The sequence below is a fragment of the Streptomyces sp. 15-116A genome, from assembly GCF_025290915.1.
In the GTDB taxonomy this organism is placed as follows: domain Bacteria; phylum Actinomycetota; class Actinomycetes; order Streptomycetales; family Streptomycetaceae; genus Streptomyces.
In genome coordinates this window covers 26,064-40,150 of record NZ_JAOCQE010000009.1, presented here as the reverse complement: position 1 = coordinate 40,150, position 14,087 = coordinate 26,064, and the positions used below count along the sequence as shown (strand labels likewise).

Annotated in this window: 13 protein-coding genes and 1 pseudogene; 2 read left to right on the top strand and 12 right to left on the bottom strand. The window is 66.8% G+C overall.

What is annotated here, in order from left to right; genetic code table 11:
• Nucleotides 1-206: 206 nt before the first annotated feature.
• Nucleotides 207-3,671 (bottom strand): LamG-like jellyroll fold domain-containing protein, encoded by a 3,465-nt coding sequence (locus tag N4P33_RS03315; RefSeq protein WP_260824622.1) that lies wholly within the window; start codon nucleotides 3,669-3,671, stop codon nucleotides 207-209.
• A 624-nt stretch (nucleotides 3,672-4,295) separates the two neighbouring features.
• The gene (locus N4P33_RS03310; protein WP_260824621.1) at nucleotides 4,296-4,799 is read right to left on the bottom strand and encodes an ATP-binding protein; all 504 of its coding nucleotides are present in this window, start codon (nucleotides 4,797-4,799) and stop codon (nucleotides 4,296-4,298) included.
• A gap of 271 nt (nucleotides 4,800-5,070) precedes the next feature.
• Between N4P33_RS03310 and N4P33_RS03305 the strand changes: the two genes are divergently transcribed.
• Nucleotides 5,071-5,922 (top strand): helix-turn-helix transcriptional regulator, encoded by an 852-nt coding sequence (locus N4P33_RS03305; protein WP_260824620.1) that lies wholly within the window; start codon nucleotides 5,071-5,073, stop codon nucleotides 5,920-5,922.
• A 13-nt stretch (nucleotides 5,923-5,935) separates the two neighbouring features.
• Nucleotides 5,936-6,127, top strand: coding sequence for a hypothetical protein (locus N4P33_RS03300; protein ID WP_260824619.1), 192 nt, complete (start codon nucleotides 5,936-5,938; stop codon nucleotides 6,125-6,127).
• Nucleotides 6,128-6,433: 306 nt separating this feature from the next.
• Here N4P33_RS03300 and N4P33_RS03295 read toward each other — a convergent pair.
• The 10 genes and pseudogenes from N4P33_RS03295 to N4P33_RS03250 all read right to left on the bottom strand — a co-directional run.
• A pseudogene (locus tag N4P33_RS03295) lies at nucleotides 6,434-6,574 on the bottom strand (transposase); the annotation flags it as partial.
• Between the two features lie 80 nt (nucleotides 6,575-6,654).
• Nucleotides 6,655-7,239 carry a DinB family protein gene (locus tag N4P33_RS03290; protein ID WP_260824618.1) on the bottom strand — a complete coding sequence of 195 codons (585 nt, stop codon included), beginning with the start codon at nucleotides 7,237-7,239 and terminating at the stop codon, nucleotides 6,655-6,657.
• 336 nt (nucleotides 7,240-7,575) lie between these two features.
• Complete coding sequence (locus tag N4P33_RS03285) at nucleotides 7,576-8,082, bottom strand: hypothetical protein (RefSeq protein ID WP_260824617.1); 507 nt, start codon at nucleotides 8,080-8,082, stop codon at nucleotides 7,576-7,578.
• On the bottom strand, nucleotides 8,079-8,780 hold the full coding sequence (locus tag N4P33_RS03280) for a hypothetical protein (protein WP_260824616.1): 702 nt from the start codon (nucleotides 8,778-8,780) through the stop codon (nucleotides 8,079-8,081). The genes N4P33_RS03285 and N4P33_RS03280 overlap by 4 nt, the downstream gene beginning before the upstream one ends.
• 512 nt (nucleotides 8,781-9,292) lie before the next feature.
• Nucleotides 9,293-9,940: an OmpA family protein gene (locus tag N4P33_RS03275; protein ID WP_260824615.1), complete on the bottom strand. Its 648-nt coding sequence runs from the start codon at nucleotides 9,938-9,940 to the stop codon at nucleotides 9,293-9,295.
• 8 nt (nucleotides 9,941-9,948) lie between these two features.
• Nucleotides 9,949-10,527: a hypothetical protein gene (locus N4P33_RS03270; protein WP_260824614.1), complete on the bottom strand. Its 579-nt coding sequence runs from the start codon at nucleotides 10,525-10,527 to the stop codon at nucleotides 9,949-9,951.
• A 34-nt stretch (nucleotides 10,528-10,561) separates the two neighbouring features.
• Nucleotides 10,562-11,164: a pilus assembly protein TadG-related protein gene (locus N4P33_RS03265; RefSeq protein ID WP_260824647.1), complete on the bottom strand. Its 603-nt coding sequence runs from the start codon at nucleotides 11,162-11,164 to the stop codon at nucleotides 10,562-10,564.
• Nucleotides 11,161-11,358: a Flp family type IVb pilin gene (locus N4P33_RS03260; RefSeq protein WP_260824613.1), complete on the bottom strand. Its 198-nt coding sequence runs from the start codon at nucleotides 11,356-11,358 to the stop codon at nucleotides 11,161-11,163. The genes N4P33_RS03265 and N4P33_RS03260 overlap by 4 nt, the downstream gene beginning before the upstream one ends.
• Before the next feature lie 158 nt (nucleotides 11,359-11,516).
• Nucleotides 11,517-12,383 carry a response regulator transcription factor gene (locus N4P33_RS03255; RefSeq protein ID WP_260824612.1) on the bottom strand — a complete coding sequence of 289 codons (867 nt, stop codon included), beginning with the start codon at nucleotides 12,381-12,383 and terminating at the stop codon, nucleotides 11,517-11,519.
• A gap of 74 nt (nucleotides 12,384-12,457) precedes the next feature.
• The gene (locus tag N4P33_RS03250) at nucleotides 12,458-14,074 is read right to left on the bottom strand and encodes a histidine kinase (RefSeq protein ID WP_260824611.1); all 1,617 of its coding nucleotides are present in this window, start codon (nucleotides 14,072-14,074) and stop codon (nucleotides 12,458-12,460) included.
• Between the last annotated feature and the right edge of the window lie 13 nt (nucleotides 14,075-14,087).

Sequence of the window (14,087 nt, the reverse complement as noted above, 5' to 3'; positions counted from 1 at the left end):
GGTGATGAAGACACCGTGAGTCTCCGTGTTCGAGAGGGACAGAAAACGCTCAAGCGGCGGCGGCGCCATGGAGCGCTGATCGTGCGGGGTACCTGCCGGTTCAGGAACCGGCAGGTACCAGCGATGGCTGAAGCACGCCCGGGGTCTCGTGCAGCGTTCGGGACGAGACACTCACATGCCGTGGCCCCGAACTTGCCCCGCGGCTACTACTGCTCGGTGTTGCGCCGGTTGGCGATCGCGTCGGTAGAGGTGGCTCCGGCCCAGACGCGGACGCTGTCGATCTGTCCGGGGAAGTAGCGCGCGGCGGCGCCGTTGATCTTCGCCCGGCCGATCTCGAACACGCCGCCGCCCTGCCAGGGGGCGGAGTACGACACACCGTCCTCGTCCCCCATCAAGGCACTGTCGACGTACAGCTTGAGCCCGCCGAGCTTGGACGTGTCGTCGGGGTCTGCTGCCGCCTGGGCGTCGTATACGACCGTCAGCATGACGGGGACAGCGAGCTGCGACGTGGTGAAAGCGGTGGATTCGCTCTCGGTCCAGGCTGCTCCGGTGCCATCCTTGTCGGGACGGCCGAACGTCCACCGCCCCTGTGCACTGCCGGCCGGCTGCTCGTACCAGACGCCCCAAGAGGACTGGCTCGTCCCCGACTGGCCGAACACCTGGACGGCGTAGGACTTGCTGGTGTCGGCGAGCTTGGCGGGATCCAGCGTCACCCAGGCCGTCGCGGTGAACGACCCGGAGTCGTCTACGACCGGACCGGAGGCAGTGGCGTACGCGCTGGTGCCGTTCAGGGTCATCGTCTGTGCGGTGGTGCCCTCTTCGCCGATCTCCGGATCACCGGTGGTGAACCGGGTGAGCGCGGCCCCGTTGAGGGTGAGATTCCTGCCGAAGCCACTCGTGTCCGTGACAGTGGTGCCGGTCGCGTTGGCCATGTCCGTGGCGTCCCACTTGGCGACGAGCGCCGGAATCGGGTCGCCGGCGGTGCCGTCGCTGAGGTCCTCGTCCTCCAGCCATGCGTCGTGGGCGATCTCGGTGTCCGCCAGCGCGCGGGACCAGACCTTCACCTCGTCGATCGTCCCGGCGAAGTTCTCTCTGCCGGTCGCACCGTGCCACAGCCGCCCGACCTGCAGGCTCCCAGCAGCCTTCCACGGGGTGACCGTGAAGGCAACCGGCTCGCCCTGCGGGACGCCGTTGACGTAGAGCTGAATGGTTTGCGCCGCGGCGTCATAGACGCCCGCCAGGTGGGTCCAGGCGTTCAGGACCGGCGGCTTGGTACCGATCGACCGGGTGATCGCAGGACTGGTGACGTCCGTGTGGTGGCGGTTGAAAACCCAGGCGTTGTAGGAGGTGGAGTAGTACAGCTGGAACCCGGACGCGTTAGTCCCCGCCTGGGACAGGACGGTGTAGTTAACATCCTTCTTCCCCAGCCGCGCCCAGGCCGAGACGGTGAAGGACTTGGTGGTGTCCAGTACCGCGCCGGAGGTAGAGAGGTAGGCGCTTGTGCCGTTGAGCTTCGCCGCGCCCGAGCCGCTGCGCGCCAGGGCGTCCCAGGTGGCCCCCGACGAGGTCAGCGGATGCTGGGTCGCGGTAGTGGAGTCAGTAACGGCGTTGTCCAGATGCCAGTTACCGGAGGGCTTCTCGGCCCCCTTCACCAGGAAGCTGTAGTAGCCGGTGAGCGAGCTGTGGCCGGCCGCGTCGAAACCCCAGACCTGGATGGTGTTCTCACCGGCCTGGTTCGGCGTGATCGTCTGAGTGGTGGCCGTGCCCTTGGCAACGGGAATCGGTGGAGAGACCGCCCCGCTGTTCAGCTTGAACTTGTAGCTGACGACGTCCGACTGGATACCGGCCGTAGTGGGGTTGGTGTCGGCAGGGGTGAAGGTGAACTTGCCCGGAGTGCCCACCCCGCCCGCGGCAGGATCGGTCTCGGCCGGCTTGTAGATGCCGTCCGCGGTGGTCACCACCGGAGGCGGCGGCCAGTCGGTGTCGACCCGGAAGTAGCACCAGGACGACCAGGCCGAGTCCAGCACACCGGTGGCCCCCCGGTCTGTCTTGTAGTACGCCTGCGTCTTCACCCTCATCCGGTAGTCCGTCTGCGGCGGCAGCGCACTCGAGCTCGCATCGCGGGAGGCATTGTCGGCCACCCAGGCGCCGTCCGGCGAGGCCGCGTACCAGGCACGGCTGGAGCCGTCGGCCTTCCACACCTCGAACAGGGCGCGCAGCTGGGAGTTGGAGCCGTCGGCCGACTGGACCGTGGCCAGCATCTTCGGTGTGGTGTCGCTGGTGGCAAACGGCAGGGAGGAGGCGTTGCAGGCCCGCCCGGTGGTGCCCTGCTGGACGCCGTAGGAACTCGGCTTGCTCGGGTAGGAGACGTACGTGACCGACAGCTTCGCGTCGTTGCGGAACCGCGCCCAGGCGCCCGCGTCCGACTCGTCGTGCGCGGTCAGCGAAAAAGTGATCTGCGACGACTTGTTCGCCGCGTAGGAAGCCAGCGTCGTGGTCAGGTTCTCATTCGTCTCCTCGTCCACGTTGTCGCTGAAGCGCACCCAGTTCGCAGGCTGCGAGGGGCTACACAGGCCGCCCCGGCCGTAGGCCACGTGCCGGTCGCCCATCAAATCGACCGCGGTGGGCCGGGAAGCCCAGGTGGTGCTGGAGGAGATGCCCTTGTCCACACGGCTCAGGTCGTACCAGTGCGGATCGCAGGTGAAAGTCCATACCTGGTACACCTCCATCGTCGCGTCCAAGATCTTCTTGCCGTGGATCGACGACAGCGGGTACTCGAAGTACAGGCGCTGGGTGTAAGGGCTGTTGGAGCAGAGATAGCCGCCGTAGTTCGAGCAGCGGCCGACGCCCTTGTCGCCGTCGAACTCCCAGAACTTGTCACCATCCGAGGAGAGCGCTGTCCAGTCGCCCAGCGTGATGCCCTTGGTCGGCGGATCGATGTAGAGCGGGAAGACGGTGTCCTCGCCACGGAGCAACTCCGGATCAGGTGTGATCTCCAGAGTGGTGCCAGTGACCTTCAGCGGGAGCTCAGCTTCCGCGTCGCCGTTGCTGGGGGCCTCAGAGGGGGCTGGCTCGCCCTTGGCTGCCGGCAACGGGGTGGTATCCGTCGGTTCAGGATCATCCGCGGCCGTGGAAGCGGTGAGGGCGAGTTGCGTCGTCACGCCAGCCGTGGCGGTGCCGGCGGCGGGGATGTCCCCGGCCGAGTCCCACATCCGCCCCGCCGGGCTCTCGAAGACCGGGGTGCCGTCCTCGTCACGGGCGACGAAGCCGCCGTCCGCCGTCGGGGCGATGTCCAAGCCGCCGCCAGAGACGGTCATTCTGATCTTCGCAAGTGCCGGGTTCTCCGCCGCCTCCGCGGTCTTGACCACGAGCACCGAGGTGTAACCGGAGCTCAGCGCGGTCAATTTCAGATCCACGTCCGGCAGGACTCCGGGATAGGTCACGGTGTCGCCGTCGAGCCGGGGCGCGGGGAGGTCGGTGGGCCAGCCGAGCTCAAGCTCGTGCCCCTTGTCCTCAAGGGTGACCAGTTCGTTCCCGCCGCCGCCGGAGAAGGTCAAGTCCGCCGTCGTGTTCCTCGCCCGTAGGGACCCGTCGGCCTCGCGCACCAGGGTGGTGTCGATGGGAGCCCAAGTGCCGTCGTCCTTAAGGGCGCGGACCGGGGCCGCGTTCATCTCCTGAGTGAAAGTGCCGTCCGGGTTCGCGAAAACCTGAGACGAATCCGTGGTCGCGGCCTCGACGGCCACACGCTCACCGGTCTCCGCCGCCAGCGCACTTGCCTTAGCCTCCGGGCTCCTGTCCGCCGCCTCAGAAGGCGCGCCCTCAACGGCGAGTGACGGGCTAGCACCTCCCCCGACGACCGGAACCGCGCCCACGAGGAGCGTGACGGCTAGCGTCCCGCTCCTCGCCACCTGCCGCCAGCCGTGCCGCCGTCTCTGCGTGAACACGCCCCACCCGCCCCATGAACTTTTTGTAAGAAGGTGTGAGGATCATGAGCTGGGTGAACCCGCTGGTCAATGGTGTTGCGTATCACAGCGCGCTGGCGAGTTGCCCTGTTGTGAATGCCATTTCATTGCGCGCCACCACAAAGCCTCGCCAATCGAACCGGGGCTGAAGCAACGGGTGAAACCGGGCCAACCACTCGCGTGAGCGTTGGGGTTGGGAGTGGACGTCGGGCCGAAGCGGGGGCCCAGGTCGGCACTCCCTTGGGTTCGCCGCGACGACAGTCGCGCGCAGTCCGACGCCGGGAAGACCGACACCACCACCGACAGGGCCACCATCGCCTCGCCGTAGGGCAATCAGACCCCGGGGCGGGTGTAGGTGTGGGCGCCCCCTCTGGGGAGGACGGCCCACATGCGGGTGCCGCCGGTGGGTTCGCGGGCGTCGCCGTAGCCCCAGTCGCCGGCGCAGGCTTTGACCACGCAGGCCAGGACGCGGAGGGCCGCGCGGCGGCGGGTGTCACAGGCCGTGGCCAGGCGGGGGTGGGTGTGGCGGGGGTGGGTGTCGTAGAGGACCACGCGGAGTGTGCCGTCGCGGTAGCGGAGGGAGAGGTAGAGGTCGGTCGCGGGGGTCAGGCGGTAGGCGCAGGCGGTGAGTTCGGCTACGACCTGGACGGCGGCGTCGGTCATGTCCGGGAGGCCGTGGGCGCGAAGGATCGTGCGGGTCGCTGCGCGGGCGATGGCGGGGCTCTGCGGGGCGGCGGGGAGCGTGAGGCTGTAGGAGAGGGTGTCCGGGGTGGGTGGGTCGGTGAGGGGTGCGTCGGCGGGGGCGGCGATCGGGCACAGGGCCGTGGGGGTGGGCATGTCGGCGACTCCCTGAGGGTGGGGGGTGGTTGACGGTTCCGGCCGGTGGCTTGTGTCCCTGACGCGGGGCCACCCCTCCCAGGGCAGGAGAGTGCGGGCGGACACGCGTGATGCACTTCCGGGCGGTACGGGTCGTGGTCGACCTGTCACTGAATGTAGAGGGGATGGAGTCACTGTGTCCAACGATTCGGAGATAATTGCCCCCAACTGGTTGGACGCCGCCCGCCGTTCGACGGCAGACTGAGGCGGACGCACCGGCAGGAGGGGCCACATGGGGACGAGAAGCACGCCGACGGAGCGCCAGAAACGACTTGGTGCCGAGATGCGCAAGATGCGGATGGCGGCGGGCGTCACCACGGAGTACGCGGCCGGACTGCTCGGCATCGACCGCACCCGCTTGTCCAACATGGAGTCGGGCATCCGGCCCTTCTCCGCCGAGCGCATCCGCACCCTGGCCGCCAACTACGCGTGCGCGGTCCCCAAGTACGTCGACGCCCTGGTCATCATGGCCGAAGACAAGGAACGCGGATGGTGGGAGCAGTACCGGGGCAGCCTGCCCGCCGGACTGCTGGACATCGCCGAGTTGGAGTGGCATGCCACACGAGTCAGTACCGCACAGGTCATGCATGTACCTGGCCTGCTGCAGACCGAGGAATACGCCAGAGCCGTGTTCGCCGCCGTGCTGCCACCGCTCAGCCGACTGGAGATCGAACTGCGGGTGGCCCACCGCATGGAACGCCAGCAGGTGCTCCAGCGCGCTGAGCACCTTCCCTATATGGCCTACGTCCACGAGGCCGCGCTGCGCATACCGTACGGCGGCAGCGAGGTGACCCGGCAGCAGCTGAACCGTCTCGCCACGGAGTCCGAGCGGGACGGGCTCGACGTGCGGGTCATCCCGAACAGCGCGGGCGGATTCCCCGGGGCCGGACACGCCTTGCTGTACGCGGAGGGGCCGGTACCCCAACTCGACACCGTGCAGCTCGACTCGGCGCACGGGCCGGAATTCACCGGCGCCGAAGCTCAGCTCACCAAGTACCGTGCACATCTGGACTGGATGGACAAGGCCGCGCTGCCCCAGGCGGCCTCGCGAGACCTCCTCCACACCGTTGCCCGTGACATCTGAGGGAGCCATCACCATGGCCGGTATCGACTGGGAAGCCCCGTTCTGCGGCGAAGGCAACAACTGCTTCCGCATAGGGACCGACGCCGAAGGCAACGCCTATATCGCCGTCGCCGGGCAAGAGGACGTGCACCTCACGGACAGCCGGGATGCTCTGCGTGCCCTCATTCTCGAGATCAAGGCGGGGAAAGCCGACCACTTGTTGTGAGCGTTGGGGCCACTCGCTTCTTTGGCCAGTGTCGTGCTTCCACGGCGAAGAAGCGAGCGAGCGGCCCGGAAGAACGTGGGGCCCAGGTCGGCCGGCCCTTGGGTTCCTTGTGAAGACACCCGGCGTGTGGGTGCGCAGTCGCGCCTCGCCGGCCCGCCGGGGCGGTTTGGCGGCGAGCGGTGGGGGGACGGGCGTTATGGGCAGGTCCGTTTCGGCCCTTGAGGCGGCTGAGCCGGGCTTTAGAGGATGTCTCACGTGGTGACGTTGGCGAGTCTCCTGTGGCCCTGGCGATATACCGAACGACTGTGGCAGATACCGCCACGCACACCCACTCGTCAGTGTGTACGCCACGGCTGTGAACACCGCCCGCTCGTGGCGAGCGGTCCCGCCACCTTGCGGTCGAGCCGCGAACGACGGCAGTAGCAGGGCGACCAGCTCAGAGCTCATCACTAACCAGACGCTTCGACAGATCAGCCCTCACAGCCGTCAACATGCCGCCCGAACCTCAGGTCACGTGGCACAGACCTCTATGCTCCGGCCGATGCGGCCGATCTGGCGGCCCGCTCGATCTTCGCGTAGTAGGCGGCGCGGGCTTCCTCATCGATCTGCATCTCATGTTCAGGGCGCATCCCGGTTCGGCCGTCGACGCCTTCGCGCAGGATGTCGGCGTGCCCGGCATGCCGGTTGGTCTCGCCGAGGACATGGACCATGACGGCGAACAGGTTCGTGTCGGAATAGGGATCCGGCCACCAGGGCACGTGGCCGGGGGCATCGAGGGGAAGCTCGTTGATCGTCGCGTCCGAGTGTTCCCAAGTGTGCCGGTAGAACTCGATGATCTGATCCCGGGTCTCGCCCTCCGTGACCCACAGATCGCTGCCGTCGTGGTCCTGCCACCGGGGCAGCGGTTCCGGGAAAGGGCGGTCGAAGACCTCGCCAAAGTACCTGGCTTCGACGCTGGCCACGTGTTTGACCAGGCCGAGAAGGTTGCTCCCGGTCACTGTCAACGGTCGGCGGGCATCGTATTCGGACAAGCCGTCGAGCTTCCAGAGCAGCGCCTCGCGGTCCCGCCGCAGTCTCCCGTGCAGGTTGTCCTTCGCGAATTCATCGATCATGCGGCATGAGCCTGCCATGGGCTACTCGCGGCCTCAAGATCCCGTGCGTGGACTGCAACAACCGGAAGAGCCGAAGACTGGCCATGGCCAGTGCCCTGAGCTGCCACAAGAAGCCGAGGAATTTGCCACGTGAGACAACGTCTTAGCATGCGTGTGGAACACTACTGCCATTTGCATTCTCAGCCCATTCCCATACCAATACGCTCACTCACCCTCCCGCCTCTCCGGCGGGCATCCTGGATGACCGTCACACTTGCCCGGATGCCTCTGCGGGCACGCAACGCAACCGCGCTCCGCACTGATGAAGCTGATGCGGAGCGCAGTCGTTCCGGACGCCTACTTGGCTAGTTCATCGAGGCGCCAGCCAACGATCCCGGATGATCCGGCCAGGCCGTCGACATCGATCCTGAGCTGTGCCGGGGCATCTGTAATGCGTTGACGGACTGGGACACTGTCACACTCAGCGGTCCGACGCACGGGACCCTTTCCCATCACCTTGAGGCGTACCTCTCCTGCTCCCGAGCAGACTACTGACAGCGTGTAGGAGCCGCCCTTCGACAGAACCGAGCTGTTGTGGATTCCATCGCTCACTCGCTCTAGTCCTGACGCTACGAACAGGTCACCCGTGTCGTCCTTCTCCCCGATCCCCAACGCCTTCTCCACCTGCTGCTCCAGAACCTTCTCCTGGTCAGTCGTAGCAGAGGATGAAGGGCTCGGCTTGGGGTCCTTCGACGGACTTCTCATGTTCTCGGAGTCGCTACTGCATCCAACGATGAGGACAGTGGACAGAATCGAGACGACCAAGGCGGCACCACGGCGTGTGAGCCGTGAGAAGTGGATCACGACCGAGTTTCCCAGTAGCGCCATCCGACCTCTTTCGTGGGCATCTTCGCGGTACCGGACCCAAGCTTCTTCTTGCCGCAGCGGTCGGCACTCGTCTCCCACTTGGTCCAGTTGGTCTTGTAGCCCCACGAACCGTACTGCATGTGCCCGTAGCGCCCGCTCTTGATCTCTTGAGAGTATCTGTGCCCGACTGTGATGCCGACCTCAGAAACCACCTTGATGCCGAACTCCACCTTGGCCTTCGAGAGGATGACGCCGGCCTCGGCCGAGACATTCCCGCTCAATTCAACCGCGATCTTACCCGCTTTGAGGACTTCGACGGTCATTGTCCCACCCGGTCCGTCCTTGTATGACGTGCCGTTCCACCAGGACGGGATGTGATAGCTCTTCTTGGCCGAAACCGTATACCACTTCTTATACGGATTGTCGCAGCGCTTTACTCCGATATCACCATCGCCAGTCACTTCCGGCAGAGCGGTGAGCTTCTCCTCAGCAACCATCTCCTGTTCCGACAGGACAGGGCCATCGACCGCACTGCTACTTGTCTCCTGGGTACCCACCTGGTCCGGTGAAACTGCCTCAGGAGCTGCGCCAGCCGGTTCTTCAACAGCATGGGACGTAGCGGTCATGGTCGCTGCGAGAGTCAGGATTGCGGCTGGAATGATGAAGCGTCGCATTGGTGCGATACGCAATTGCATTCCCCTCTTTTCCGCCGAGATCGGCGGGGTCGAGTGAAATATACAGCGCTACTTCTGACCGCGTCTGCCCTAAGTTGATCTACTGAGGAAAAATTGAGGTTGCGGGATATTTGGTTCAAAACACAAATAACTTGCCCTGCCTACAAACACGGCGTGGTTCATGAATGGTTGCGCCGAGGGCGATCGAGCGGTGCGGATGGTCGCCGAAGTGCGGCCAGAGTTCGGCGTCGAGTGTGCGGCGATGAAAGTGGTGGCTCAGAAGCTGGGCCCGACTTCCAAGCAAGGCGCGTATCGGAGGGCGCGGCGGTTCACGGCCGAGCAGGAGCGCGAGCCTGCCGGCGCCGCACTCCCGGCGCGGCGACGATCACGCGGTGGGCGCACGGCTCCCCGGCCCTCCCGTGCTCTCCGTCACCTCACAGCCGTGCGGCGACGGCCTCCAGGCTGGTCCGGAGGCCGAAGCCGTGGACGACGCGGAGCGTAGCGGAGTTTCGCAGAAGCACGTGACCCAACGGTCAGTTCTCTGTGCGCGGGAAGGAGACCTCCACCCGGCGGTTCTTCTTCCGGCCCGCCTCTGTCGAGTTGTCGGCGATCGGGTATTGCTCGCCGTAGCCACGTACCTCGTACGTGATGTTGGAGTCGTTCAGTTCCTGGTCCAGGACGCTCTGCACCGCGTTCGCTCGCTTTCGGGACAGGACGTCTCCGTGGGCCGAGGAGCCCAAGTTGTCCGTGAAGCCGAAGACTCGGATCTTCGTCGCGTTCTGGGTTTTGATCTCCTCCGCGATCGATGCGATACGGGACTTCGCTTGCGCGCTGAGCTTCGCGCTGTCCTTCGGGAACAGCACCTCTGCCTGGAGGGCGAACTTCACGTCCGAGTTGGTGTCCTCCCGGCGTTCGTCTCCGCTCTGGTCCTCTACGACCTGCTTGATGTCGAGGACTTTCGGTTCCGCGAGAGTGGCGCCGTCGGGGAGCTTGAGGTCCGGGTCGTTGGCGTCCAGTTCTACGGGGGCGGAAGCGGTGGCTTCGGTGCCTGGGGGGACGCTGGGGCTGTCGGCGGCGGAGGCGGACGTGGCGCCGTACACGGTCGTGGCAACCAGGAAGGTGGCTGCCGTCAGGGCCACGGTGAGGCGTAGCGACGTGGGGTGCGCGTGGGTGCGTGTCATGGCCGGCCTCACCCAGAGATCTGGATGGTGGCGCTGGCGAACGTCGGCAACTGAAGGCTTACTTCTGAGGTATCCGACGGCGGGGATGGAAACTGCATGAACACAGCGAGACTTTCGCCGGCCTTGAGGGTCGAGAAGCCGGTAGTCGTCAACGGGCGACCGTCGGTATCCCGCAACACGTAGTACCGCTTCTTGCCCTTCGAGTCGACCAGCGTGGCACCCCCGAGTGACCTACCGTTCTTGATGATCTCGGTCTCGTTTCCGCTCAGTGCGGATGGGATCGGCAGGCTCTTGGCACCATCATTCTTAAGGCTGCCGTTCACAGTGACGAATCCCCCAGCGTCCCGCTGAGCGGAAGTGACCTGAAGGATCAACCCATTGGAGCCTTTCAGTTCGGCCAGAGGCTCATCTGCCTGGCCCTCCTGAGTGCTCGGATTGGATCCGCTGTCCTTGGATGCCGACGATGACTCGGGCTTCTTGTCTTCGTCTTCACCCCCGCCACAGCCAGCCACACCGATGGTGAGCGCGGCCGCAGCGGTCAGCACGACCATCCCCCTGCGGGCCTTCGAAGTGAACCGCATGCTCATGCCTCTGTTTCCTTCTTCACTCGTCGTTCGCTTCTCAATCGGCCAGGTGGACATCGAAGAGATCCTGGGGTTTGGGCAGGAGGTCCTTGGGACCCTTCGGGTCCAGCTCCCACTCATCGCCCTCGCAGTTGAGCAGAGGGAGTGTGTCGCCCCCTGCTTCCCACCCCAGGAGACTGAACGTGCAGCGCGGCTCGATCACCGCTGTGGCAGCTTCTTGGGACCGCTCGTCTTCAGTGCCGGGCACAATGGAGTCTCCGACGGTGTCGTTCGTCTCGACCTCGACCGTGTAGCCCAAAAGTCCTTCCGGCGCACAGGTCAGCACGGTCGCGTCGTTCTGCGCTGCGAGCTGCTCCGCTCGCCAGCACGACTGGCCAAGCCCTTGCGCTCTGCCCTCGAATATGTCCTGCCACTCAGTGGGATCGAGGAGCGCCTGCCCCCACGCATCAGCGAGCTGGTCACGCCTGTCCTGGGCAGCTGCCAGGGCAGCCGCGTCTGCGGCGGTTTGCGCGTCGCTCCGATTCGCCGCTGCCTGGCCGACCGCGAAGTAGGCGAACGCGAGAAAGAGCAGGCCCCCCACCACCGTGATGTAGATGGGGAAAGCCTGCCCTGCGTCGCCGTACCTACGGAACGCTGTCAGCCTCCGGTGACTTCGCCGACCTTGGCCGTAATCGCATCGAAGATCGTCTGACCGATGTCCGTCCCCGTGATCGCCAGCACGATCGCCACGACCACCGCGATGATGCCCAGGTACTCCACCGCGGTCTGGCCCTTGTCGTTGCGGGCGGCGCGGGACTGGAGGTACGCGACCGTCGTGTTGATCCAGTTGCTCATGGTGTTCCCCTCCGGCTGACGCGGTTGCGGCTGCCGTCGTCTTCTTCGCGGTGCCGCTTTCGACACGAGCAACGTAGGGCCGTACACCCTGCCCGCCAGAGGGTCCCTGGGCCCAATCGCGGGCCCAATCCGAGACCCAGGTCTTCTTCCGCATGACGTCAGCCCACCCCTCGGCCCGAACCCGGCGCCGTGCCCAGCCACTTCGCCGCCGCTTGCGCGCGGCTGGTGCTGTGGAGCTTGGCGAAGATGCGGTTGATGTGGTTCTTGACCGTCTTCTCGCTGATGAAGCAGGTGGCGGCGATCTGCTGGTTGTTCATGCCGGATGCGATGAGGTCCATGATCTCCGCCTCCCTGCTGCTCAGTTGGAACCTCGACCTGTCGGGAGCGGCCGGGCGGCCGCCTGTCCACCCAGACGTCGACTGTGCCATATCCGGTTGCAGTTGCGAAAGGTTTTCTGAAGAAATGGGTGGTGGGGGGATGTGGGGTAGAGGGGTGGGGGGTGAAGTGGCGTACGGCGTATGCGGTGTGGCGCCTAGGTCTTCCGGAAGGGGCGCCGCGGACTGTGGGCCCTCGCGGAGTTGCGCCAGCAATGCTCCAGCCGCTGTGGGGGTGAAGTGGGGTCTGCCCGCCTTGATGTCCCTTACTGCCGAGACCAACTGGTCCGCCGTGAACTCTCCGTGGACCAAGTAGCCGCCCGCTCCCCTGCGCAGGGCCTCCTGGACGATCTCCGACTCCCTGCTGTACGTCAGCATCATCACCGGGGCTATGTCCACCAGGTACGGGAGGGCGGAGAGACCGTCCACGCCCGGCATGCGGACGTCCAGGAGGACGACGTCGGGGTGGTGTGCGTGGGCCGCCTCGTAGGCCTGGCGGCCGTCCGCTGCCTCCGCTACGACCGTGATGTCCTCGCGGCCGGAGAGCAGGGCGGTCAGGCCCGCGCGGACGACCGGGTTGTCGTCGGCCACGACGACGCGGAGAGGGGCGGGGGGCGGGACGTTCTCGAACGGGTTCGGCGGTGGCTGCATGGGAGCGGCCTCCTCTCCGGGCGTGGGGGACGTCGTCGTCTGCGTCGGGTTCATGAGGTGGTTCGTTGGGTGGTTCATTGGGTGCGTCCCGGGGGCGGCTGCTGAGGTGACAGCGCTGCCAAGGGGAGGTCCAGGCGGACCTCCGTGCCGCTGGGGTGCGAGCCGCGGCCGATGCGGATGCGGGCGCCTACCGAGGCGGCCCGTTCGACCATGCCGAGGAGGCCGAAGTGGCCTGCCCGGCGGAGTTGTTCGAGGTTGGTGCCGGGCGGGAGGCCGCGGCCGTTGTCGTAGACGCTGATGCGGAGCAGGTCGCCGTGGACGCCGGCGCGGACCTCGACCTTGGTCGGTGCGGCGTGGCGGTGGGCGTTCTCCATGGCTTCCGAGGCGATGGTGAGGAGCTGGCGGGCCACGGCGGGCGGGACCGGGGGGACGGTGTGGTGGCCCGTGGGGTGGTAGGTGATCGGGAGGCTCGTGCGGGTGGCGAAGTCGCGGGTGCGGGCGGCCAGTTCCACGAGTACGTCCGTGCCCTGGGCCGGGTCCGACTCTCGGCGCAGGTCTGCCAGGAGTTCGCGGGATTCCGCGGCGGCGCGGCGGGCCGAGCGGGCGACGAGGTCCGCCTGTTGGCGGATCACGGTCGGGTCCATCCGGGGCGAGTTCGCCGTGGTCGCCAAGCCGTCTGCCGCCAGCGCTACGCCGTGGAGGGTTTTCGCCACCGAGTCGTGCATCTCCCTGGCCAGGCGCGCGCGTTCCGCGCTGACCGCCTCCGTGACCGCCAGGCGGGCCTGGACCGTGGTGAGGGCGCGGGTCGCTTCGCCGAAGTGGAGCATCAGGTTGCGGAGGCTGGAGCCGACCGCGCCCGCGACCACGCAGAGGCCGGGGAGGAGGAGAGTTTCCGCCGGGCCCGCGTGCGGGTCCTCCACCGTGGCGTAGACGAGGAGCAGGATCAGGGACTGGAGGGAGGCGAAGACGGCCGCGCCTCGCCATCCGTAGACCAGGCCCGCGAGGAGGGGGGTGCAGACGCTGACGTACGCGAGGGTCGTGTCGGGGCCCGCGGAGATGAGGAGGAGCGCGCCGAACAGGGTGTCCGCGGCGAGGAGGGTGGGGTGGCGCAGGAGGAGGGGGCCGAAGCGTTCCCAGTCCCGGAAGAGGACGTAGGACGCCATGAAGGTGAGGATCACCGCGATGGCCACGAGGTGGGTGCCCCAGCCCGGGTTGGCGTTGAGGAGGGCGGCGGGGGCGGCCAGGGCGATCATGGCCAGGCGGAAGGCGAAGGTCTGGCGGCAGAGGGCTTGGAGGGCGTTGATCTGGATGGCTACGTCGGGTGCGGCTGCTGTCTGTGCGGGTTGTGGGGGGTTCGCCGCCCGGCCTTCGGCCGGGATTTCGTTCCCACCCGCACCGCCCGTGCGGGTTTCGTGGTCAGGTGCGGGTGGCCCCTGTGGGGCTTGCTCGCCATCGGCGGCCAGCCGTCCGTGGGCGGTTTCCTTCCGCTCAGCCCCCACCGGCTCCCACCCCGGCGGCAACGCAGGCGTCGCCGTCGTGACCGGGATGTCCGGGGCGCCCGTGCGGGCGTGCGGGGGCAGGACCGTGCCCGCGGGGGGTGTGGTGATCTCCGGTGTCCGCACGCGGCGGCGCAGCAATCCCGTACCGGTACCGGCCCCGGTACCCGTCCTCTTGTCGTCCCTCGGCGTCATCTCACCCTCCCCC

Bases quoted from the DNA above. Each gene is read 5' to 3' on its own strand.
- N4P33_RS03315 (WP_260824622.1), bottom strand. From the start codon at position 3,671: ATGAACGCGGCCCCGGTCCGCGCCCTTAAGGACGACGGCACTTGGGCT.
- N4P33_RS03310 (WP_260824621.1), bottom strand. From the start codon at position 4,799: ATGCCCACCCCCACGGCCCTGTGCCCGATCGCCGCCCCCGCCGACGCA.
- N4P33_RS03305 (WP_260824620.1), top strand. From the start codon at position 5,071: ATGGGGACGAGAAGCACGCCGACGGAGCGCCAGAAACGACTTGGTGCC.
- N4P33_RS03300 (WP_260824619.1), top strand. From the start codon at position 5,936: ATGGCCGGTATCGACTGGGAAGCCCCGTTCTGCGGCGAAGGCAACAAC.
- N4P33_RS03290 (WP_260824618.1), bottom strand. From the start codon at position 7,239: ATGATCGATGAATTCGCGAAGGACAACCTGCACGGGAGACTGCGGCGG.
- N4P33_RS03280 (WP_260824616.1), bottom strand. From the start codon at position 8,780: ATGCAATTGCGTATCGCACCAATGCGACGCTTCATCATTCCAGCCGCA.
- N4P33_RS03275 (WP_260824615.1), bottom strand. From the start codon at position 9,940: ATGACACGCACCCACGCGCACCCCACGTCGCTACGCCTCACCGTGGCC.
- N4P33_RS03270 (WP_260824614.1), bottom strand. From the start codon at position 10,527: ATGAGCATGCGGTTCACTTCGAAGGCCCGCAGGGGGATGGTCGTGCTG.
- N4P33_RS03260 (WP_260824613.1), bottom strand. From the start codon at position 11,358: ATGAGCAACTGGATCAACACGACGGTCGCGTACCTCCAGTCCCGCGCC.
- N4P33_RS03255 (WP_260824612.1), bottom strand. From the start codon at position 12,383: ATGCAGCCACCGCCGAACCCGTTCGAGAACGTCCCGCCCCCCGCCCCT.
- N4P33_RS03250 (WP_260824611.1), bottom strand. From the start codon at position 14,074: ATGACGCCGAGGGACGACAAGAGGACGGGTACCGGGGCCGGTACCGGT.